This is a genomic window from Niallia sp. 03133 (assembly GCF_052663225.1).
On sequence record NZ_JBQTCY010000002.1, the window covers coordinates 425,269 to 448,586 of the forward strand.

Below are 23,318 nucleotides of genomic sequence, written 5' to 3' on the forward strand. Positions count from 1 at the left end.
GCTCCTTTCGAAATCAGTTCATTATTTCATAAAGCATGGGTTTTCTTTGTTCATAGGAGGGCAGCTTGGAACGTACACTTTTTAATCTGGATAGGTCAATTTCACAACTAATTACTGCTTCTGTCTCAGGACCAGCAACCATTTGGACACCCATCGGATCTACAAGAAGACTTTGCCCAATGTAAAAATCGCTCACCTGATTGCATGCAGCTACGAATACAGTGTTTTCCAATGCCCTGACCGTTACCAAGTGACGCCAATGATGCTCCTTCATATGTCCTGTAACCCAACCGGATGGAACAATAATGATATCCGCTCCCTTTACTGCTTGATAACGGGCAATCTCAGGGAATCGCAGCTCGTAGCAGACGAACAAACCAAGTTTACCGAAGGGAGTTTGAATAGGCTCAAAGAGAGTATCGCCTGGAGCAATCGTATCAGTTTCCTCAAATCCGAAAGCATCGTATAAATGTGTCTTGCGATACGTTCCTACTATGGAACCTTCGCTTGAAACGATAACGACTGTATTGTACACTCTACCTGAAAGCTTCTCATTCATCGACTCCTTCATGCCGAATATCAACCATGTCCCATACTCCGCAGCCAGCTTCCTCATCTTACAGACAAACTCCCCCTCTAACGTTTCAGCATCGTCCAATATGATCTGTTTTGGGGTATTTATTGGAAAAAAACTCATAAATATCTCTGGAAAAACTACCATCTGGGCCTGATGGTCACGAACGGCGCGACGTACAGCCCATACTGCTTTTTCATAATTTGCTTGTTTACTAGACGTTGATTCCAATTGAGCCATAACTAAACGAAATTTCATCTTTTCCCCCCTATTCAAGTACAGCCGTCTACAGCTTCCCCTTTTCCAAATGCTCTGTCAGATATTGAACTGCAGAAGAGATATCCTTTTGAACAATTGCATTCAAAATGGTCCGGTGCTCTTCAATAAAATGCTGAAGCACATCTGGTTTATTTTTCAGCCATTTACCTGCTCTCACGGTAAACTGGCGTTCCCTTGCCTGACTATACATTTTAATGAATTGAGTGTTTCCGACGATTTCCAGTAAGTAATAATGAAACAATGCATCTTTCTCCACTAGATCACCAAAATCTCCCGATAGATACGCTTTTTCCTGCATATCAATAATATGGTATAGTTCCTCGATATCTGTATCTTTAATACGAGTCGCTGCCTGCCAAAGAGAATATGTTTCAATGGCGATCCTCATATCGATTAACTCATTGCGTTCCTCTGAAGAGAGCTCAGTAAAAACGATGCCTCTATTCGGCAAGATTTTCAGGAAACCCTCGTGCTGAAGACGATTTAACGCCTCTCGAATTGGAGTTCGACTCATATTCAACTCAAGCACTAAATTGTTTTCCGATGTAAATTCTTCTTCTCCTTTGATCATCTTTTCTTTTATTTTTCGGTAGGCTTGATCTTTAAGTAACTCCTTTGTTTTTTGCTGAAACAACTTTTCCACACCCTTAACTTGATTTACTCATCTTGCATACAAACTTGTATTCTAACTGGTATACAAGTTAGGTATAAAAAATCATACCCTTATTCCTGAAGTACTTCCTTTAATAGTTACCTAAAATTAAATTTTTATCTTTCATGAAATGATCCCACTTGTATTCTAACTTGTATACAAGTTGGGTAGATGAATTAAGTATAATAATATATTCTATAGTTAGTCAACTAATTTTTCTGAATATTGTAAATAATAAAAAATTAATCACTTCTTTTTCTTTCCCTATTTTCCTTTGTTCCTATTCGTTCTGTAAAAAAATTGCTCATGCCCCAAACAAACAAGGCATGCCTGGAAGTTTCTGCATTTTCACCCGCACTACTGTTTCTACTGGACAAGGCTTGCAGCATTGGCTTAACTGAATATCGCCAACTGCTCCCATTAACAAATAAGCGTCGGTCATATCGATCCTCCAACGTTCGGATAGAAGCAGTTGTGTAAACTCGCTTGCCTTCCTAATTGCCTTAAGTATTTCATGATCACTTGAAATGACATACCAAGCATCCTTCGTCTCCACAACTGGTGTTGGCAGGGAAAAACTTCCTCGTTTTAGCAATGTCAAACGGACTTCAACCTCTCCGTCAATTTCTATACCCGTTCCGCACATTTCTCCATCTCCCATTGAAGCATGCAAATCTCCTAATCCAAACAAGGCTCCAGTAACAAAGACTGGTAAATAAACAACTGCCCCTTCTGCGATACACGAGGAATCCAAATTTCCCCCATGAACTCCTGGATGGCCACATGCTACTTCTCCTTCGGCAGGAGCGACACCGATTACTCCGATCATAGGGGAACATGCAAATTTAATCCGATCTGTTAATGCAATTGTTTTTCCTTCCATTATTGGGACCGTCTTCGTGCGAATTTCTGATTGATGTATTAACGTTCCAATGTTTGGCAGCGTTGTAATAACTCCCTGTTCTCCGACAGTAATGCGTTGAATTTCTACCTTTAGAATGTCTCCAGGCTCAGCATCTTCGACATAAATTGGACCTGTTACTGGATTAATTCTGCTATAGTCGATGGAACTCACCAAATCATCGTCGTTCTGAATTTGTCCGGAAAAACAATCTTGTGTTCTTATCACGACTTGATCTCCGCTTTGAACGCGTAGTATCGGATTGTGCTTCGCCGAAAAGCTGAAAACAAACTGATCATGATTGATTTCGTGCACTCACTTCACCTCATTCTTTTCTATTTTCGATGTTTCAAGAAGCCTCTTTTGCCAAGAACAGCTAACACTTTTACTACAAAAGCTGTTTCCTCTTATTAAATGACTTTCATCACTTTTACTCTTTAACCACCTCCTTAATTGCTGCTTCATAGAGATTACTCTATATTAATAAGACTTTACATTCTATAACCTACCACCCGATGCTTCTTTATTCCTTTGATGCATGTCAGATTCCCTTTTTCACCTTTGTTTATACTTGTAAATGAATGCCGCTCAATTGCTGTTCGATCATACATTTCAAAACCGCTCCAATATGTGCTGCTGCTTCTAAAGGAGGCGTCCCTTTCTGATGAATATTGGAGATTACGTTTCGATCAGATTCTATCATGCCTTCCCTAGGCTTATAGCACATGTACGCACTCATCGATCCAGGAGATGCTAATCCTGGACGCTCCCCGATTAAAAGCACCAGGGCTTCGGGTTCAAGTAATTCACCAATATGGTCCATACAGGCAACTCTTCCGTTTTTCACAAAAAAAGGAGTACCTGATTGCAAGTCATGCACTGCTAAAGAATCCAAAAGTGCTGGAAGGACATCGTTGCCGTTCGCCATAATCGCGTCTGCACTTAGACCGTTGGAAAGTACAATCTGAATTTGCGGCTTATGCATACATCGTTCTTGAATCATCTTTGCTCCCTCAGGAGAAATACGTCTGCCAAGATCGGGACGCTGCAAATATACCTCCCTGCTTTTACTAAGCGTTTCAACCGTAAATAATCCAAGCTTCATAAGAAAGTCGTTATCCACATGTCCATGTACGGCATCAACAGCAGCGGCGTGATCTCTTCTTAGGCGAAGCATCGATTCCGTCAAAGGTCGGGTTCCTGTTCGGCCTTCTCCAATCCTTGCAGGTGTAAAGCTCTTTAATAACTTCAATTGTTCCTTTTCTTCCATGCTGTGCCTCCTTTCTCTTCTTATTACCCAAAAAGCAGAGGGTTACCAGCTTGCCGGGTAAGCTTTCCATTTTCCATAATCCCTTTCATTTCCAGCCAACTCTCAAACATTGGAGTCGGACGCAATTTAAGAAGTTCTCGAAGGGTTGCAATATCATGGAAACTAAGTGATTGATAATTCAACATACAATCGTCTGACAACGGCACACTGATCAAAAAAGAGACACCTGCGGAAGCAAGAAGCACTCCCAGATTGTCCATATCGTTCTGATCTGCCTTCATATGGTTTGTATAGCATACATCAACCCCCATCGGAAGACCGTGCAGCTTTCCCATAAAATGATCCTCCAACCCCGCCCGAATTACCTGTTTACTGTCATACAAGTATTCAGGACCAATGAAACCAACCACCGTATTGACTAAAAATGGCTTATATTTACGGGCCAGACCATAACAACGAGCCTCTAATGTCAACTGATCGATTCCAGAATGCGTCCCCGATGATAGCTCTGATCCTTGTCCTGTTTCGAAATACCACCGATTTGGCCCTAGCGCTGTCCCTTTCATTCGGATCAATTCATCTGCCTCGTCCAACAGCCTACTGTTAATGCCAAATGCCTTATTGCCATCAGCCGTTCCCGCTAAACTTTGAAAAATCAGATCCGCTGGCGCTCCTTTCTCAATTGCTTTCATCTGGGTGGTTACATGTGCCAGCACACAGTTTTGGGTAGGAATATTCCACCGGTCGATCACTTCTTTCGTAGCAGTCAAGATACCCCCTACACTTTCCACCGAATCAATGACAGGATTAATGCCGATTACAGCATCCCCAATTCCGTAGCTTAGCGCTTCATATAGTCCTGCTTTTATACCTTGAATACTATCAAATGGATGATTTGGCTGTGCTCTTGATGCTAAAACTCCCTTTTGCCCAATTTCATAATTACACCGTACCACTGTTTGCATTTTTGATGCAGCTGTAATAAGATCGAGGTTTGACATTAGTTTTGTCACTCCAGCAATCATTTCACTTGTTAATCCGGTACGAACAGTTTCGATAACTTCATTTGTTGTACTGTCATTCAACAAAAACTCGCGAAATTCCGAAATGCTCCAATTACGGATTTTTGCATAAACAAGCTCATCCACCCCCTCTTCTATCATCATAGATACTTCGTCCTCTTCAGCAGGAAGCACCGGATTATTGCGAATATCACCTAGCGTCAGCTCAGCCAACGCATATTTTGCCGCCATTCGTTCACTTCTGTCGGTGGCAGCAATACCAGCCAGCTGATCCCCGGATTTTTCTTCATTCGCTTTTGCTAATATTTCTTTTAAACTATCGAATTGATAAGTTTGATCTAAAACCCGAACCTGTTTGATCATCCATATTCAACTCCTTTCCATTCCAGCGGCAAACACAAGCGTTTTAATAATAACAGGAACAACCTCGCCTGATAATGGTTCTCCAATATCCATATAATCCCCTTGCTCCACTTTAATTTGATCGATACAAACAATCTTCTGCCTCCGTCTACTTCTAAGGTATAATGCCTGGCCAAGCGCCTTCGCTATATTATGCTCGCAAATGACAACAATTGCGCTGGCATTCGGAATATGCTTCTCATACGCTTCAACCAATGCTTTTGCTAATCTTTGAAGCTTTACATAAGAGTGTATTTCCGAACACTTAATAGCAATTGCGAACGGAATATGCCCTTTAGCAGATGCAGATAAATGGTAAAACCGGCTTGCTTGTTCCAATGTTCTGTCGGCTTGTTTCTTAGATGCTTCCAGTCGTTCTCCATCCTCCCATTCTAAAAGTACGATAGGAAGATTTCGAAGTGGAAGCACATGAGGACTAATAAAAACAGTAGATCCACTTAACTCCATGCTTTGCATGCCGGAACCAATAACAGTGGCTCTTGATGTCTGATCCGGAATAATGAGGCGAAAAGGGCTTTCCTTTAATACACGTTGCAAGGTACATGCCAACAAAGGTCCGATATCTCCATATACTGCGACTTTCTCGATGCTGCCGCACTCGCATTTATTTTGCATGATGGCGCCAATCCCCCCAGAAATCATGATTTCATCAATCTCCGGCAGTTGAGCTAACGGCTTGTTTCCTACAATCAGCAACGAACTGAAAGCGTCTAGATAACGGTCTTTGAGACAGTTAACCATATCGCGGCACATAGCTAAAACGATTACTTCTAAATTTTGGAGGGAAATCTGCTCTCCTTTTATTAGCGAATAGCCCCGTTCCCTTAACCAGAAATTTATTGCAGGCGAGATACTCCATATACAACCTTTTGAATTTAATCGAATCAATCTACCTCCAACATGAAACGTGATGGTGCCTATCAGCCTGCCCCTCTGAAAAAATGAAGCATTTGCTGTTCCTCCTCCAATATCAATATTGGCTACAACCCCATGAACACTCAATGATCGCAGCTCTGCACCCGATCCTTTCCCAGCCAGCATTCCCTCCACATCTGCTCCAGCAATTGCTACAACAAAACCCCCGGCTTGTTCGGCTAAATTATGTACAACCCGTCTTGCATTATTTTTATTTGCTGTCTCTCCCGTGATAATAACTGCCCCAGTTTGGATATCCTTCACCTTTAGTTTTATACCTTCATATTCCTGTTTGATCCATTTTGAAATGACCGTCAAATCAATGTCCTGTTGGTTTAAGAGAGGAGTCGGAAAAATGGGACTTACATATTGCAAAAGTCTGTCTACAATTTCGTAGCGCGGCAAAGAATATGGGTTCGTTGTAGGAGCTACATGAAGCTGGCTGACAATAAGCTTCGTCGTACTCGTTCCAATATCAATACCTACACTTGTCATATAATACTCCTCTTTCTCCATTCCTTAGCCACACTCCTACGAAAACTAAAATAGCGCCTTGGACAGAAATAACTCCTGTACATAAGGCGCCTTTGCCAACATATTTACTTGATAATAAAAATATAATATGAATTATAAGAAAATTCAATATTTTTTTATAAATTTTTATCCTTTTTTTAATCAGATAAAAATGGGAATAAATTCATCCAAATTGAACAAACTGTATACAAAGAACATTTAAAAAGGTGAGTACATGATTTATATATATAACGATTATGGTGGCACCCATACAACATCTTTAGCTGCAGCATTACATTTACAAATTATTAAACCTCCAATTACACCATTGACGAAAGAAGAAATACTAGCAGTTCCCTATTTTAATAAAATGACAAAAAAAGATTTTGGAAAACTTATTTTTCATGGACAAGATAGTGACGGACATTCAGTTTATACTATAGGAAGGAAATCGGATAAGCTTGTGGTTCCTTCACTTAAAGAATTCGGTCTATTGCTTTTTGAGCACTTCCAAGTAGAAGAGCGTATTATATTTTCTAATACTTCACCTACTGTTCCTCTCCCTATGTCCTTGGGCGGTTTTTTTTCTAGGGGGTTGAAAATAGACATTATTGGTGTTCCACTATTAGTGATGGGAGCAAAACAGTGTATTCAAACGATCAGTGAATTAGTGGAACTTACAAAAGAAGTAGCTAATACTCCCACACAAGAGAAAATAATTGTATTAGAAAATCAGCAATACCAAAAATAGAATGTAAAAAAGTTTAAATCTATTTCGCCATTCTGAAAAAGGATCATTTTTCTGATAAGATAGTTAAACTAAAGTTCATAATTACCTTTCTTCTTGATAGTTTCATGCCAGAAAATTTAAGTAAAAAAGCCACATTTTATTACTAGGCTTAAGGATTCCGAGTTGTTTTGTGAGTACGTGCTATTAAAGTTTTTTAAAATAATCTGCTTAAAAGCTGCAGGATATTTCTACAAGTTCTCTTACCAAAATTTATATCCTGCTTCTGTTTGGATTTTGTACCATTGTTCCCTTGTCATCTTCACACCTTCGAGCGAATGCAATGCACGTTTTATACGTTCTCTATTTCCCGTTCCTAATACAATAACAGGGTCTGATGAATGCTTAAAAAGCCACTTGTATATCACTTCATCAATCTCCTCTAATTGAAGTTCCTGTCTGATACCTTCTAATACGTGCTTCATGTTTTCTTGAAAGGCATTTGTTGGATTGAAAATTCTTCCACCTGCTAATGGAGACCAAAACATCGGATGAATACCTTCCTTTAAACAATGGGTCATAGTTCCATTTTTATAATTTTCAATACCTAAAGGATGCAGCATAAACTGATGGGTAACTAATTTTACATCTACATATTTTTGCAGTGTATCGAACTCTAAAGGATTGTGGTTAGATAATCCAAAGTATTTAACCTTTCCCTGCTCTTTTAATTGATTAAGCGTATCATTTAATTCTTTCGGGTTTACTAGCAAGTCGTGCATATGAAGGAGGAGTATATCAATATAGTTACATTTTAGTTTTTCTAATGATTTATTTACTTGACTTATGATGTAGTCGCTATCTGAATTGAAGTATCTTGTTTTAATCGCTGGATTTTCCTCATTTGGAACACATATTGAACATTTCGATATAATTTCCATTTTTTCTCTTAACTGTGGTTTCTTTTGCAAAACTTCTCCGAATAGTTCTTCATTATGATGATTGCCCCCATAAATGTCTGCGTGATCAAATGTTGTAATTCCTTGATCCAAACACCATTCAACAAATTCCAGCCTTTGTTCAACATTTAAATTCCATTCATTCATCCGCATACATCCAATGACTATTTTTGAAATAGAGAAATTGTCCTGTAAATTAACTTTCATACAAGTGACCTCCACGGATTTTTTTTTTTCAGAAACCGCCATTGCGGCACTCGAAAAATTAAATAAAAGATAAAATTTAATTAGCATTCTTTGCAAAACATTAATCTTATGACCAATATAACAGAATGGTAAATGGTAAGATATCAATGTTTTTGGTTAAACATATTTAAAATATTTGGCAGCTAAGATCGTTTATTCAATCCTCATTTACTTTTTCCCTCCTTGTAAACTTAACTTTATTTAGCTCAAGCTTGAATAATTTTTTCATTAATTGTTAAACTAAGAAAAAAAGGGGATTATATGTTGAAAAATATTCTTACCAATTTCCTTATTTCAGGATTATTAATGAAGCATAATATAGACTGACATAGACGTATAGTTATTCTTTATATACCTTTATTTGTTATTTTCAAGATAATGCAGGCAGAGTATATTATTCCTCGAGTGAAAAACAATACCACCCATTATTAGACTGCATCTTCTGATTTCAAACGAAAATGCTCCATTCCTTTTTATCCCCATATATTTCTAATTTTGTATGCAGACATAGTAAAAAGTCCCGTTCTATAAAAGAACAGGGACAATGTTTGTTAATAATCATTATTTGTATGTAGGTAATCACATTCTATTACTGGCTTTAAAGCATGGCCATTTTCATCCGTACACCAAGATTGAGATTGGAATGCTAAGAAAATTCCTATCCATTTGTTTTCGTCTTCAAAGTGAATTAGAATACCTCCATCCTGCCAGATTCCATTATCTTTTTTCCAACGTCCAACGTTTCCTTGATTCATATGAATATCATGTATTCCATTGCCAGGACTAAAACCGAAGTATTTATCGGGTTTATTTTTTTCTGGCCCCCATCTCTCTCCAAAAGCATACACCGCTGCAGCCTTTTCTTTTGCCTGGCTCATATAAAAATAAATTTTCTCGTTCAAATCATTATCCATACCAGGTAATTCAGCTGGTAGAGGAATCATTTTTTTAGAGTCAAATAGTCCACCTCTAATATAATCCAATGCAATTTCTCGATTATCATCTGTTATCTTCGTAATTCCATCTTCCAAAGAAGGGAGAAAGGTAATACTCTCTGAATGAAAGTCTTCGCTAACAAAATATAAAACTTCTGATGGATATGCTTGAGATGCAATATTAATTGCTATACGGTAGTCGACTTTTCCTTCTTCTCCTTTAACATGAACCTCAAAATGAGGATTTTGTGATCTTCCCATGTTCATATCATATACTTTTCCTTTTAAAACACTATAATTTTTTAATGGCATAACATCCTGCTCCTTTTTTAGTTGCCTAAGTTATCTAGACCTATCTTTTTTTTCATCCTGTATCACAAAGGTGTTGATATGCATGGGTAAGTTTAATTTACTTATCCAGATAATTAATTATCCATATATTGGAAAAGCTTTTAACACTTCTTCACAAACTAACTGGCGAAAAATATTGGTTATTAAATTTTTTTCATGCAGGATTTTCTTTATTATTGAATAGCCAAATTATACGCTTCTGAAACGTTTTGTGGAATCGGTTATATCTTTTCTTTTGATTTTGTTGGTTCATACAAGGGATTTCTAATTTTAAGTAATAGGTAGTAGCATTTGTTCAGTCTCCTTATTTTAATATAAATATTTTATCAAAACAAGAACAAATGTTCTAGTTTTATCCTCTTTTTTTTTAAATAGGCGATTCCTTCCCTGCTACTCACTTTATTACTTGAAGAGGGAGTCTTATCGCTGATATGATAAAAAAACTACATCCCCCATTTAAACATTTTCTTCACTCATAGGAAGAATAGTACACAATAATAGTCTGACGTGTGGACAGCTGAAAAAGCAACAAAAAGAACCCTTATTTATCAAGGGTTCTTCACTTACTACATCACGCGCTTAAACATCTTCTCCATCTCATAAGAAGAATAATGCACAATAATCGGTCTTCCATGGGGGCAGGTGAATGGATCGGATGTTGTGCGTAATTCATCAAGCAAACTTTGAATTTCGTCGCTGCGGAGATGGCGATTTGCTTTAATGGAGCCTTTGCAGCTCATCATAATGGCTGCTTCTTCGCGCAGTATTTTAATATCTATTTTTTTCATGGAAAGTACTTGCTCGATCATTTCCTCGATAGTCTCTTTTTCTTCCCCTGCTGGGAACCATTGAGGATGGGAACGGACTAAATAGCTTTGTACGCCAAATGGTTCTAAAAACACGCCAACTTTTTCTAGTTCCTGCTTATTTTCTTCAATCTTCATCCACTCATCGACTGAATATTCCAGAGTTAATGGGATTAGTAATTCCTGCAGATCCTTATGCACCTGTCCGACTTTTTCCCGGAAAAATTCATACTTAATCCGCTCTTGGGCAGCATGCTGATCGATAATATACAATCCTTTTTCATTTTGCGCAAAAATATAGGTCCCATGCATTTGTCCAATTGGGTAAAGAGGGGGAACACGATTGCCACTCTCTACATCCTGTATGGCCTCTTCTTCCCATTCTTCCTCTTCAAACCCTTCTGCCTTTTCAGATTTGGGGAATGCAGCTTCTGTTTTTTCTATTTGCCATTCATTCATTGGCTGCAGCTCTTCTGTGATACGATTCTCTTGCTTCGCTTCTTCTTTGTTCATCGCAAATGGAATAGCAGCTTCTTCTTTTTGCCCAAAAGAAGATCGTACTTCCGGTTCTTTTACCGTGTCAAAGGAAAGAAAAGTTTGTTCATCTTTAGCTGCTTTTGCTTTTTCCTTGATAAAACCGGATGGAATCAATTCTTTTTTCTTAAATGCTGCTTTAATGCTGTCGCTAACTAATTCATTTAGTTCCTGTTCTTTACTAAAGCGCACTTCCATCTTTGATGGATGGACATTCACATCAACTAAAATGGGATCCATTTCTACATTTAATAGTACAATTGGGAATCTTCCAATTGGCAGTAAGGTATGGAATCCATCTTGGATGCTGCGCACCAGCGAATAATTTTTTATAAAACGTCCATTAACCAACGTTGAAATATAATTTCGGGATGCTCTTGTAATTTCCGGCAGCGCCATATAACCAGATAATTTAAAATCCAAAGAGTTTCCAGTAATAGGTATCATTTTTTTAGCAATATTTAATCCATAAATGCTAGCGAGTACTTGTCTGACATCCCCATTGCCATTTGTATGAAGAATTTTACGGTCGTTATGAACGAGACGAAAGGAAATCTCGGGATGGGAAAGGGCCAATCGATTGACAATATCGGTTATATTTCCGAGCTCCGTATGAATCGATTTCATATATTTTAAACGAGCAGGTGTATTAAAAAACAAGTCTTGTACTGTTATTTCAGTTCCTTTTCTGCCTGCTGCTTTTTCCTGCTTCATGATCTGTCCGCCTTTTAATTCCACAAATATACCTGCTTCTCCTGTTGAAGTCGTGATCATTATATGAGAAACAGATGCGATACTTGGCAATGCTTCTCCCCTAAATCCAAGAGTGCGAATACGAAATAGGTCGTTTTCATCTTTTATTTTGCTTGTGGCATGCCGCCGAAACGCAGTTATTACATCTTCTTCCTCTATTCCTGCTCCATTGTCAATAATGCGGATGCTTGCAAGTCCTGCCTCTTCTAAAAATATTTCAATCGAAGTGCTGCCTGCATCAATGCTGTTTTCCGCTAATTCTTTTACAACAGAAGCCGGACGCTCCACGACTTCACCTGCAGCAATTTTATTAGATAGTGCATCGTCCAGCTGAAATATTTTAGCCATAACTATCCCCTTCTTTTTTTAACTTGCGGATGCTTTTAAAAGCTAATACGGGCGAGTTTACTCTCAGCCCGTATTTTCTATATGATAAGAAAATATAAATTTACCGATGTCTAACCGGCATCTAGCTCCGATGTACCAGGATGTACTAGTGCCGACGACGCCATAGGACGTGGCGTATTTAGTCGGCCAGCGCCTATCGTACTTCAGAACTTTTCCCTACGATAAGTCAACATCGATTCGCTATCGCTCATCGTGTTTCCTTTATCCACCGTTAACGGACAGTAATTTAATCTACAAGTAGAACCATTATATAGAAGGAAGTCACCATCTTAACAAAGTCTAACTGTCCGTAAACGGCCGATCGACTCAACTAACCATCAGGGGAATATCATCCCTGATGAAAGGTTCGCCTTATCTCAGTCAAAGTCCCTCCAGTACGTACGCCGATGGGCAAGGAGCTTCCGCTTTTCTGTTAATCCTGTTTTATTTTTTTATGAAGTTCGTACAATGTATTTAATGCTTGCATTGGCGTCATTTCTAAAATATCCAATGATTTTAATTTATTGATTAACTGCTTCTCTTTTGATGTGATAGATTTCGCCTTTTTTTCCTCTTTTTCTGAAAAAAAGGAAAGCTGTGCTTCATTGACATTTTCTGCCTTTGCTTCCGGTTTTGCTGTTTGTACAGCTACAGCCGGTTCTAAATCTTTTTGTTCAAAAGCATCTAATAAAGTTTGAGCTCGGTCAATAAGCTGCGCTGGCAATTCTGCTAGTTGGGCAACATGGATACCATAGCTTTTATCTGCTGCACCCTCTTTTATTTTATGAAGAAAAACTACTTTTCCATTCTGCTCCATTGCGCTGACATGAACATTTCTTAATGCAGCTAGTTCATTTTCTAAAACAGTCAGCTCATGGTAATGAGTCGAGAACAATGTTTTTGCCCCAACCATATGATGAATATGTTCAATAATTGCCTGAGCCAATGCCATTCCATCATACGTGCTTGTCCCACGGCCAATTTCATCAAATAAAATTAAACTGTTTTTCGTTGCATGCAAGAGCGCATTTTTTGCCTCCAGCATTTCAACCATAAAGGTACTTTGCCCTGATATTAAATCATCTGCTGCACCAATTCTTGTAAATACTTGGTCAAATAATGGCAGCACTGCACTTTCTGCAGGAACAAAACAGCCAATCTGCGCCATAATGCTTGTTAATGCTACTTGTCTCATATATGTACTTTTCCCGGACATATTCGGACCTGTAATTAACAGCACCTCTCTTTCTTGATGCATATCACAATCGTTCGGCACATAGCTTTGCGAATCCATTACTTTTTCCACAACTGGATGGCGCCCGTTTTTTATGGATAATACACGTTCAGTCGAAAAGCTTGGCTTTACATAGCGGCGCTCTTCACTCACAGTGGCAAAGCATTGCAGAACATCTAGTTCACTTACTTTTTTCGCTAAAGCTTGCAATCTCGGAATATAGTCTTTTACCGTTTCTCGGATTACCGTAAATAGATCGTATTCAAGCCCAACGATTTTTTCTTCCGCTTCTAAAATTAAGCTCTCTTTCTCTTTCAATTCGGGAGTAATATACCGTTCAGCATTTGCCAATGTTTGTTTTCTTTCATATTGGCCTTCTGCCAATAAATGAACATTTGCTCTTGTTACTTCTATATAATAGCCAAATACTCGATTATAGCCTATCTTTAATGATTTAATGCCCGTTTTTTCCCGCTCTAGTTTTTCCAATTGAGCAATCCATGTTTTTCCATTTCGACTTGCATCTTTATATTTATCCAGTTCTTCATTATATCCATCTAAAATGATATTGCCTTCTTTTATCGATAATGGAGGATTTTCCACAATAGAACGTTCTAATAGATTGGTTACTTCTTCGCATGCATCCAATTCTTCCGCAAGTTTTTGTGCTTCTTCTGATTTAAAAGAAGCTACCAGCTCCTGAATCAGCGGGACTTGCTGCAAGGACCGTTTCAGCTGCACCAAATCTCTTGCATTTACATTTCCGAATGCAACCCTTCCTGCAAGCCGTTCCAAATCATACACTTCTTTTAATTTTTCTCTTAAATCCATCCGTTCAAAATAATGGCTGATCATCGTTTCTACCAGCTGCTGCCGAAGGACAATTTCTGCCTTATTTAATAAAGGACGGTCTATCCATTGTTTCAATAATCGTCCGCCCATTGCTGTTTTTGTTTCATCCAGCAGCCACATAAGAGAACCTTTTTTTCCTTTCGAACGAATGGTTTCCGTTAATTCTAAATTTCGCTTTGAAAAATAGTCAATTTTCATAAATTGATCAATCACATAAACAGATACCGGCTGAAGATGGTCAAGGCTTCTTTTTTGTGTTCGATATAAATAATGGAACAAACGAGACGCTGTTTTTCGCATTGCAGTTTCCACTACTTCTGCCAACAGCGTATGATGGGCATCTTTATCTTCTGTTTCATTTTCATAGGAAATCGTTAAGACAGCACGTTCTTTCAGACGTTTTTGCTTCGCTTCAGAAAAACCACTGCCTACAATAACTTCTTTTGCTCCGGAAAGAGACAGCTCATTTAAACATGCATCAAAACCTGCTAAACGAGTTGCCTTGCATTCCCCAGTTGAAAGGTCGCTGTAGGCAAACCCAAATATATCTCCATCAAATTCTGATATTGTTGCAATATAGTTATTCTCCTTATCAGAAAGATTTCTTCCTTCCATCATCGTTCCTGGTGTAATTAGCTGAACTACCTCTCTCCTAACAACCCCTTTGGCTTGCTTCGGATCTTCCGTTTGTTCACAAATAGCCACCTTGTATCCTCGATCAACAAGCTGTTCAATATAATTGGGAGCAGAATGATGCGGCACCCCGCACATTGGGATTCTTTCCTTTCCTCCTCCGTCTCTGCTTGTTAAAGTGATTTCTAATTCTTGAGAAGCTTTAACCGCATCCTCGAAAAACATTTCGTAAAAATCTCCTAAACGAAAAAATAAAAAGGCATCCTGATAATCTGCCTTTACTCGTAAGTATTGTTGTATCATCGGCGTATACGTTGACATAAATTCCTCCATGCACTTGCACTCTCTCAGGGCAAAATTCTATTTTTCTATTATAACATAAAAGCATTTTATCTATCAGGTTCAGCTTCTTGCAACATGCTAAAAATCACATAACTAGAAAAATAACCTAGTCTAATTAGATCATTTATACTATAATAGACAGCTGTAAGAGTAAATTTAAGGAAAAGAAGGAAAAATATGAAACAACTAATCTCCTTATTTGCTTCTGTATGCATTATTGTTACTTTATCTTTCATTAGTACGGGAAATGCAGAAGCGAAATCAAAAATAAAAGAATACAGCAATTGTAAAGAGCTGAATAAAGATTACAAAGGCGGGGTCGCCAAATCATCCTCTGTCAAAAACAAGGGCGGGAAAACAAAATATAAACCGTACGTATCAAAAGACCTATATAACTCAAATAAAAAAAGCGACCGTGACAAAGACGGCATTGCCTGTGAACGTTAATTATTTACCACTATATCGACAGTTTTTAACAAATAAATTATTGCTAAAAAAAGAACTAGGAAAACTGCTCCTAGTTCTTATTCTTCTTCTCCTCCAACAATAAAGTCAGGATTTAGATCTTCAAATTCTTCATCTTCTACTTCGTCAGACCAATCATCATCGTCATCACTTGCATGTTTGTCTGCGTGAACTTCTACGCAAATCGTTGTTTCCCCAATTACTTCTACAATAAATTCTCTTTCTACATGAACAATAATTTTATTGCCATTTGGAGAAATTACTGCTTCGATGCAATTTGGCTGTTGAACAACGCGGGCAATCACATCATGATCTTCTAAACTATCTGGATCACGATATTTTAATTTCACAACATCCGTGTATTCAACACGTTCTGTTACTACTTCTGTACGTGTATTATCAGCATATGAATACCAAACATTGATATCGTAGTAACCGCTTATTTCTACTTTTTTGCCAACCTTTTCCGCTTCATACGTATGGTTAATTATCCAGCACCCTAATATGCTTGAAGGGCTGTGATCTGGGCAGATCGTATGGTGAGACTTTGTAAATTTACGTCCTTTCGCAACGACTGCTTTGGTAATAATCTCTCTATATTCTCCCATTTTCGAGCGAAACCTCCTCATTCATTTTCATTTCATCCTATGCGTGATAGACGACTAGTGTGCGATAATTTTTTGATGCATGTAATAATTCATTAGCCTACATTATTGTATGAAAAGCACAGGCAAATGTTCCGGTATAAAGGGTATTTTCTAGACCACTGTCATGAAAATCTTGTTTTTCCATCGAAATAAAACAGGGAGAATAAATGTGTATCAAAGCAGCACTATTTCCCTCCCCATTTTCTTTACATAAAGTCTAGAAAATAAACAAAAACGAGGAAGAAATCAAAAAAATATGCGTTTGTATCAATACATTAGCGGATACAGCTTGGTCTTGGTTCTATATACTGTACTATACGGTAAGGGGGTGAGGGAGTTGGCAAGCAAGTTTAATATAAAAGATCAATTAGATTTTAAATTTAATGTAAATGGCAAAGAGGTTTCAGGTGAAGAAGCAGTAGAGCAAGCACAAGAATTTCTTTCTAAAATGTCGTCAGAAATGGGCGGACTATTACAAAAATTAGGGAAAAATGCTACTAGCAATGTAACAAGCAAAAGCATAAATGCAATTAAAGATAAAGTTCTTCCAAATAACCTAAGCGTTGATTCCATTAAAGACCTGCTTAATCAAGAGAAGTTAAACGAACTAAGAGAAAAGCTGCCTGTCGTTGATGCTTCAACAGATGATGGCAATTTCCAAGTAAATGTGAATGGTAAACCTCTTTTTTCTCTAGATATTTCAAATTTTATCAAAAAATAAATCCAGTACAACATTCATTTTGAAAGGAGGTGAAGTCAAATGTTATCTGGTAACACTTCTAATTGCGGCAATAGCCCTTCTGATGTAGAAGGAAGCAGCACAGAATTACGTGCGTTTACAAATGCTACTCAAGGGAACGGTAACCTTGCTAACCAATTTACTGCAGCAGCTGCTGCTGGTGGTGCTGCTGTAGGCGTAAACTTATTAAACTTCTTTGTTGGTGGTATCCTTGTGAATGCTAACCAAGCTGGAGATGCTACTGCAGTTTCTTACAATGAGAACAGCCCTGAAATGGTGAATAAAGGTTAATAGCACTTTATCAAACAAAAAATAAAGTACTCCTTAATGGGCAACACTCCTTCTGTAGATTTTTAATCAACAGAGGGTCTGATTGCCCTCTTTTGTTTATATATATACATAGAGAGGAGTGAAACAATGAAAGAAGAAAAAAATATCGGATTGACAAAAGAAAAGTTAAAAAGCCTGGGAGTTCCTGAAGAGCTTATTGACAAAATTTTAGAATCAGGCATTCCGTCTGTCAACACACATGCAGAGGGTGGAAATGGGGGAAGTGCTGTTAGTTTAACCTATGTGGATAATTATTCTACCTTATTCCTTGTATACACATTCCTTCTTCAAACCATTAATAACGGAGACCAAAAAGACAAAGAAACAAGACTGTTAAATAAATCATTGCTTGATACATTACAAACAGCGATGAAAGAACAAAAGGAATATCGGATGGCTTTTTTGCAGGCTGTTAATATTCTTAATAAAAAATAAAGGCTCTTTCGTATAGATTGCAGCTATCCAACCCGCAGCCTGAATACACTTCGCTTTTGTGCTTAGCGAGTGCCGAGCTGCTTCGTCGCTTTACTCTGATTTGCAAGGTCTCGTCTGTCTGGCTTTTCTAAGCAGGAGTCTACGTGTATTCAGGCACTCAGGACTTTCTAAAGGTTTTTCATCCTAATCAAAAAGCAACAAGCTTTAGAAAACAGTCAAAATAAAAGAGGAATTGGGTAGTGTCTTTATTTCATTAAGCTTATTTCTTTGTCTATACTTTAAAATAAAAAAGTCCTAAAAGCGAGGCGATAGCAGGCATGGAGAAACTTGGATGCCAGTCTGCTTACTTCTACGCTTTAGGACTTTTTATCCCACTCTTAACGGGCAGTAAGACCCCCACCTCGGGGATGCTGAGAAATCGAGGAAGTTAGGTGGGGGATAACTGCCCGTTAAGGTCCGATAAGTTCAACTAACCATCCGTGGGGGATAACTGCCCGTTAAGGTCCGATAAGTTCAACTAACCATCCGTGGGGGATGAAGAAAACCCCCACGGATGGTTAGGTTCAATTTATAGCATTTTATTTTTCCTCGTTACTTGAATCCAATTTATTTACAACGGAATTGGTAATCGTTTTGGTCACCATTTGCAGCATCTCATTTACTTCCGCCTGTGATTGTTTAAATTCGTTGACAATTGGCAATTCATCTATTTCTTTTTGAAGAGCATCAATCTTAGCTTCTGTTTCTTTTAATGCGGAGAATTTTCCATAATGCTGCAAATTAACCGCTTGCTTCTGCAGTTTTTTAATTTGCGCAATTTTGTCATTCACTTTTGTATTTTTATTGATTTGCTGCTCCGCTCTTTTGTAAAAATCCACCTCTTCTGTTTCACGCATCATATTGGCTAGCCGTTCTGTACGCTGAATAATTTCTTCACGTGTATGTTTAGCCATTAGTTAGCCTCAACAGCTTCTAATACCTCAATCATTTCTCCGTTTAACGACCATGTTTTTGCATCCGTAATTTTTACAGACACTAATTTGCCAATTGCGGATTTTGGTCCTACAAAGTTGACTAATTTATTTTTCCGTGTATAACCTGCAAGAACATCTGGGTTGTTTTTGCTTTCCCCTTCAACCAATACTTCTAATATTTGATTCTGATATCCTTTCATTGCTTTTGCCGACATATCATTCACAAGGGCATTTAAACGCTGCAGGCGCTCTTTTTTCACTTCCATTGGCACATTATCCTTCATTTTTGCTGCTGGAGTTCCTTCACGTGGTGAATAAATAAACGTATAAGCAGCTTCAAATCCGACTTCTTTATAAAGAGATAATGTTTCTTCAAACTGTTCGTCAGTTTCATTCGGATAACCAACAATAATATCTGTTGTTAACGTTAAATTGGGAATGGCCGCCTTCATTTTCTGAACCAACTCTAAATATTGTTCTCTTGTATATTTGCGAGCCATTATTTTCAACACATCCGTTGAACCTGATTGAACCGGCAAATGAATATGCTCCACTAAATTACCGCCTTTACCAAGCACTTCAATTAAATGATCATCAAAGTCACGAGGATGGCTTGTAGTAAAACGAACACGTGGAATATCAATTTTACGCATTTCTTCCATTAAATCACCTAAACGGAAATTAATATCTGTAAAGTCTTTTCCATATGCATTTACATTTTGTCCAAGCAAAGTGATTTCTTTATAGCCTTGTGCAGCTAACTGACGCACTTCTTGAATAATATCCTCCGGGCGCCTGCTTCGTTCTTTTCCGCGTGTAAATGGCACGATGCAATACGTACAGAATTTGTCGCATCCATACATAATATTAACCCATGCTTTAATTTTCCCATTGCGGACCTTTGGAAGGTTTTCGATAACGTCCCCTTCTTTAGACCATACTTCCACTACCATTTCTTTTGACAAATATGCTTCTTGTAAAATATTTGGCAGACGATGGATATTATGAGTCCCAAAAATCATGTCTACTTGATTATAGGTTTTTAATATTTTATTAACTACTGATTCTTCCTGGGACATACATCCGCACACGCCAATTAATAAGTCTGGTCTTTCTGTTTTTAAATGCTTTAAATGGCCTAATTCACCAAATACTTTGTTTTCCGCATTTTCACGAATGGCACATGTATTTAATAAAATAACATTTGCATCATTTACACTGTCTGTTGGTTCATAACCAAGCGCCAGAAAAATCCCAGCCATTACTTCTGTGTCATGTTCATTCATTTGACAGCCAAATGTGCGAATATAAAATTTGCGTCCTTCTCCCATACCACGGAATTGGTCGGAAATAGAGAAATCTTTATCGTAGCGGATTTCTTCTTTTCCTCTTTTTTTCGCTTCTTTTAAAGAAGGTGGTGTATACACTGATTCGAAATATTTGCTGTAATCCTTGACGGATTTTTTGTCCGAAGAATTAGCTGTATCTACTTGTTGGCTTTCTAATCGTTGTTTTTCATTCATTTTTACTACTCCTCTCTTATCGATGAGTTGTTATCATCTATAAGCATTCTTTTCTAATAAGGTGCAATTAACTTGAGCAGCAAGGGTTTTTCCCCGCTCAAGATGATTGTGTTCCTGCAGGATGCAGTTTTACCACCGTTGTTCTTAAAGGAACTTTTACAGGGAAAACGATCCTTTGACACTTTTACATTATATTAGTATAAGCCTTTGTGGTTTTGAAAACAATAGCTACATTTGGAAGGTCTGTTTCTATGTATTTTATCTAGCAGCATATCTTTTTATCAAATTTTTATAGAGAAATTTTTCTACTTGACTGGAACTATAGTATTTTGTTAATTCATCGATTAAATGGGGATAATGATTGATAGATTGCAGATCCTTTACGCTGTGTGTTGTTCCATCAAAATCTGATCCAAACCCTACATGATTCTCTCCGCCTAGTGCACAAATATAATCCAAATGCCTTACTATATCCGTAATGCTTGCAGAAGTGGTGCCACTTAAGAATTCCGGGACAAAGGTAATGCCAATTACACGATTAATTTCTATTAATGCTTTGATTTGGTCATCCCGCAAATTCCGAGGATGAGGGCAAAGTGTATAGGCATTTGAATGGGATGCATATGGCAAGCTTGCAAGTTCGATTACATCCCAAAATCCTTGTTCTGAAAGATGAGAGACATCACACAAGCAATGATGCTTGTTTAATTGATCCACCACTTCTCTTCCAAATAAGGATAAACCAGCTCCTCTTGGCTCTAATGCACCATCTGCGACTGCATTGGCATTATTCCATGTAAGGCCAACTGATGTTACACCTAATCGCAATAAAGTTTTTAATTTTACCATATCACTTCCAATTGCTTCACAGCCTTCTAATGTCAATATCGCACCTATTTCATTCGCTTGTAAACGAGCAGCATCCTTTTGTGACTGCACAAGCTTCAGATGAGGATATGGCTTTAAAATTTTTTCGTAGAAAATGTCCACCATTTTTAAAGAGGCGTGGAACCGCATATCCGGATGAACCGTTTCCGGAATATAAATAGCAAAGGATTGGATTTTTGCCCCGCTTTGTTCCAATCCTTTTAACGTCACTTGCAATTTGTCACTATGATAAAAATCAATAGTTGGGTCTAAAAACATTTTGTACAATACATCACAGTGTGCATCAAAAAAATACAGAATAACCAACCCCTATTTTAAATATCTTTTTCATTATAGTTTACGCTTCAAAAAAAGAACCTGACAGCAGATGCTTCCAGGTTCGCCCTCTTATTTTTTTGCATGATCTTTTTCCTTCATTTTTTTCTAACTATGTTGAAAGAAAAGAAACCAATTTGTTGAGAGAATGATAGGTTACTAGTTAATGATTAATTCTTTCTTCTTGCTATTGATTTTATCTAGGCTCCACAATGAGCTTAATGGCTGTTCGTTCTTCGCCGTCAATAACAATATCGGTGAAGGCCGGGATACAGATTAAATCCACGCCGCTAGGTGCTACAAATCCTCTTGCTATAGCTACTGCTTTAACCGCTTGATTTAATGCACCTGCACCAATAGCTTGGATTTCTGCCCCACCTCTTTCTCGCAGAACACCAGCAAGCGCACCAGCTACAGAATTGGGACTAGACTTTGCTGAAACCTTTAATATCTCCATTTCTAGCTCCTCCTTGTTTAACCCCCCCGCATGACTCACAAGGTGTGAGAACATATCAGGAATATATATCATTCCATTGTTACTATATTCCACTTTTAAATCACATATTCCAGCTTGGACATAAAAAATTCAAAAAACCCGCTTATAGAAGTTTTTTAATGGATGCTTGCCACCAATAGTATAATGAGATTTTACACACTCTGCGCCTTTCGTCTGGTTTGCTCTTTGCCAAATGTTATCGAATCGTTGCTGACTCCCGCTGTAAAGAAAGGCAAAATAGGAATTCCAGCAAAAAAACTCCTATCCACGAATGGATAGGAGTCATACAGCTTGTTTAGGAGTAAAACGGATGATCGTCATTGATAAGAATACGATCGATTTTTTTTGCTTTTCCTGTTTTTTTATCTACTTCAATTATACAGGCACTCAATTGGGATCTTCCTGTTTTCGGCGGTTCAAATCTTGTCGGTAGGTTGGTTAAGAAACGATGCAATACTGCTTCTCTTTCCATTCCCAATATGCCATCGTATGGTCCTGTCATGCCCACATCCGACATAAATGCCGTTCCTTGCGGAAGAATGCGATTATCTGCGGTTTGTACATGTGTATGAGTTCCAACTACAGCTGTGACTTTTCCGTCTAAATACCAGCCTATTGCCTGCTTTTCACTCGTTGCTTCTCCATGAAAATCAACGAAGATTATATCCGTTCTTTTTTTCGCTTCAGCCACCAATTCATCTGCTTTTATAAAAGGATCATCACTTGGATTCATAAATGTTCTTCCTTGCAGATTGATAATTGCAACCTCTATGTCATTAATCTTTACAAATACCATGCCTTTTCCTGGATTGTTTTTTGAAAAATTAGCAGGTCTAACTAAGTACTTCGCAGTGTCTATAAATTCAAATATTTCTCGATTATCCCATGTGTGGTTTCCTAATGTTACTGCTTGTGCTCCCACTTCTAAAAAACCACGATAAATTTTTTCTGTTATCCCCTTGCCGCCAGCAGCATTTTCTCCATTAATAATGGTTACTTGAGGACGATACTTTTCCTTTAGCTTAGGTACGTATTCTTTGATCATATCTCTTCCCATTGAACCGACCACATCACCTATAAATAAAATATGCATACCTTTTTCCTTTCTATTCTTAACATGAATTACTATTAGTTTAACATATGGCTAAACGAAGAGTGAAAATCAGCAGCCTATTCAACCACACTAGAATTTTATCCC

At 37.9% G+C, this 23,318-nt stretch carries 21 protein-coding genes; 5 read left to right on the forward strand and 16 right to left on the reverse strand.

The window, feature by feature from the left end; all coding sequences use genetic code 11:
• Positions 1–13: 13 nt before the first annotated feature.
• The 6 genes from ACTYBU_RS04565 to ACTYBU_RS04590 form a co-directional block, all read right to left on the reverse strand.
• Positions 14–805 (reverse strand): carbon-nitrogen hydrolase family protein, encoded by a 792-nt coding sequence (locus ACTYBU_RS04565; protein ID WP_445487495.1) that lies wholly within the window; start codon positions 803–805, stop codon positions 14–16.
• A 55-nt stretch (positions 806–860) separates the two neighbouring features.
• Positions 861–1,496, reverse strand: a complete 636-nt coding sequence (locus tag ACTYBU_RS04570; protein WP_445487497.1) for a GntR family transcriptional regulator — start codon at positions 1,494–1,496, stop codon at positions 861–863.
• 313 nt (positions 1,497–1,809) lie between these two features.
• The gene (locus ACTYBU_RS04575; RefSeq protein WP_445487499.1) at positions 1,810–2,721 is read right to left on the reverse strand and encodes an acetamidase/formamidase family protein; all 912 of its coding nucleotides are present in this window, start codon (positions 2,719–2,721) and stop codon (positions 1,810–1,812) included.
• A gap of 250 nt (positions 2,722–2,971) precedes the next feature.
• Positions 2,972–3,676: an ethanolamine ammonia-lyase subunit EutC gene (gene eutC, locus ACTYBU_RS04580; RefSeq protein ID WP_445487501.1), complete on the reverse strand. Its 705-nt coding sequence runs from the start codon at positions 3,674–3,676 to the stop codon at positions 2,972–2,974.
• Between the two features lie 23 nt (positions 3,677–3,699).
• Positions 3,700–5,061, reverse strand: a complete 1,362-nt coding sequence (locus ACTYBU_RS04585) for an ethanolamine ammonia-lyase subunit EutB (protein WP_445487503.1) — start codon at positions 5,059–5,061, stop codon at positions 3,700–3,702.
• 6 nt (positions 5,062–5,067) lie between these two features.
• Positions 5,068–6,552 carry an ethanolamine ammonia-lyase reactivating factor EutA gene (locus tag ACTYBU_RS04590; RefSeq protein WP_445487504.1) on the reverse strand — a complete coding sequence of 495 codons (1,485 nt, stop codon included), beginning with the start codon at positions 6,550–6,552 and terminating at the stop codon, positions 5,068–5,070.
• Positions 6,553–6,784: 232 nt separating this feature from the next.
• Here ACTYBU_RS04590 and ACTYBU_RS04595 point away from each other — a divergent pair, with 232 nt between their 5' ends.
• Entirely contained in the window at positions 6,785–7,300 is a 516-nt protein-coding gene (locus tag ACTYBU_RS04595) for a DUF3189 family protein (RefSeq protein ID WP_445487506.1), read from the forward strand.
• Between the two features lie 239 nt (positions 7,301–7,539).
• Here ACTYBU_RS04595 and ACTYBU_RS04600 read toward each other — a convergent pair whose 3' ends face one another.
• The 4 genes from ACTYBU_RS04600 to mutS all read right to left on the reverse strand — a co-directional run bounded on the left by ACTYBU_RS04600 (position 7,540) and on the right by mutS (position 15,287).
• Positions 7,540–8,442: an aldo/keto reductase gene (locus tag ACTYBU_RS04600; RefSeq protein WP_445487508.1), complete on the reverse strand. Its 903-nt coding sequence runs from the start codon at positions 8,440–8,442 to the stop codon at positions 7,540–7,542.
• Positions 8,443–9,032: 590 nt separating this feature from the next.
• Positions 9,033–9,728, reverse strand: a complete 696-nt coding sequence (locus ACTYBU_RS04605) for a DUF2278 family protein (RefSeq protein WP_445487510.1) — start codon at positions 9,726–9,728, stop codon at positions 9,033–9,035.
• Between the two features lie 605 nt (positions 9,729–10,333).
• Positions 10,334–12,208 carry a DNA mismatch repair endonuclease MutL gene (gene mutL / locus ACTYBU_RS04610; RefSeq protein ID WP_445487511.1) on the reverse strand — a complete coding sequence of 625 codons (1,875 nt, stop codon included), beginning with the start codon at positions 12,206–12,208 and terminating at the stop codon, positions 10,334–10,336.
• 472 nt (positions 12,209–12,680) lie between these two features.
• Positions 12,681–15,287, reverse strand: a complete 2,607-nt coding sequence (gene mutS, locus ACTYBU_RS04615; RefSeq protein WP_445487513.1) for a DNA mismatch repair protein MutS — start codon at positions 15,285–15,287, stop codon at positions 12,681–12,683.
• A gap of 198 nt (positions 15,288–15,485) precedes the next feature.
• Between mutS and ACTYBU_RS04620 the strand changes: the two genes are divergently transcribed.
• Positions 15,486–15,755, forward strand: a complete 270-nt coding sequence (locus ACTYBU_RS04620) for an excalibur calcium-binding domain-containing protein (protein ID WP_445487515.1) — start codon at positions 15,486–15,488, stop codon at positions 15,753–15,755.
• 77 nt (positions 15,756–15,832) lie between these two features.
• Here the strand turns inward: ACTYBU_RS04620 and cotE are convergent, their stop codons facing one another.
• Entirely contained in the window at positions 15,833–16,381 is a 549-nt protein-coding gene (cotE, locus tag ACTYBU_RS04625) for an outer spore coat protein CotE (RefSeq protein WP_445487517.1), read from the reverse strand.
• A gap of 376 nt (positions 16,382–16,757) precedes the next feature.
• Here cotE and ACTYBU_RS04630 point away from each other — a divergent pair, with 376 nt between their 5' ends.
• The 3 genes from ACTYBU_RS04630 (at position 16,758) to ACTYBU_RS04640 (ending at position 17,924) form a co-directional block, all read left to right on the forward strand.
• Positions 16,758–17,141: a hypothetical protein gene (locus ACTYBU_RS04630; protein ID WP_445487519.1), complete on the forward strand. Its 384-nt coding sequence runs from the start codon at positions 16,758–16,760 to the stop codon at positions 17,139–17,141.
• A gap of 39 nt (positions 17,142–17,180) precedes the next feature.
• The gene (locus tag ACTYBU_RS04635; RefSeq protein WP_445487520.1) at positions 17,181–17,450 is read left to right on the forward strand and encodes a hypothetical protein; all 270 of its coding nucleotides are present in this window, start codon (positions 17,181–17,183) and stop codon (positions 17,448–17,450) included.
• Between the two features lie 126 nt (positions 17,451–17,576).
• Positions 17,577–17,924 (forward strand): hypothetical protein, encoded by a 348-nt coding sequence (locus tag ACTYBU_RS04640; protein ID WP_445487521.1) that lies wholly within the window; start codon positions 17,577–17,579, stop codon positions 17,922–17,924.
• Positions 17,925–18,502: 578 nt separating this feature from the next.
• Here the strand turns inward: ACTYBU_RS04640 and ACTYBU_RS04645 are convergent.
• The 5 genes from ACTYBU_RS04645 to ACTYBU_RS04665 all read right to left on the reverse strand — a co-directional run bounded on the left by ACTYBU_RS04645 (position 18,503) and on the right by ACTYBU_RS04665 (position 23,213).
• A complete protein-coding gene (locus ACTYBU_RS04645; protein ID WP_445487523.1) occupies positions 18,503–18,877 on the reverse strand; it encodes a RicAFT regulatory complex protein RicA family protein in 375 nt (124 codons plus the stop codon).
• Positions 18,877–20,421, reverse strand: a complete 1,545-nt coding sequence (miaB, locus tag ACTYBU_RS04650) for a tRNA (N6-isopentenyl adenosine(37)-C2)-methylthiotransferase MiaB (RefSeq protein ID WP_445487524.1) — start codon at positions 20,419–20,421, stop codon at positions 18,877–18,879. The genes ACTYBU_RS04645 and miaB overlap by 1 nt, the downstream gene beginning before the upstream one ends.
• A 258-nt stretch (positions 20,422–20,679) precedes the next feature.
• Positions 20,680–21,606 carry a dipeptidase gene (locus ACTYBU_RS04655; protein WP_445487568.1) on the reverse strand — a complete coding sequence of 309 codons (927 nt, stop codon included), beginning with the start codon at positions 21,604–21,606 and terminating at the stop codon, positions 20,680–20,682.
• A gap of 214 nt (positions 21,607–21,820) precedes the next feature.
• Complete coding sequence (spoVS, locus tag ACTYBU_RS04660) at positions 21,821–22,081, reverse strand: stage V sporulation protein SpoVS (protein ID WP_016201204.1); 261 nt, start codon at positions 22,079–22,081, stop codon at positions 21,821–21,823.
• A gap of 334 nt (positions 22,082–22,415) precedes the next feature.
• A complete protein-coding gene (locus ACTYBU_RS04665) occupies positions 22,416–23,213 on the reverse strand; it encodes a TIGR00282 family metallophosphoesterase (RefSeq protein ID WP_445487527.1) in 798 nt (265 codons plus the stop codon).
• Positions 23,214–23,318: the final 105 nt, after the last annotated feature.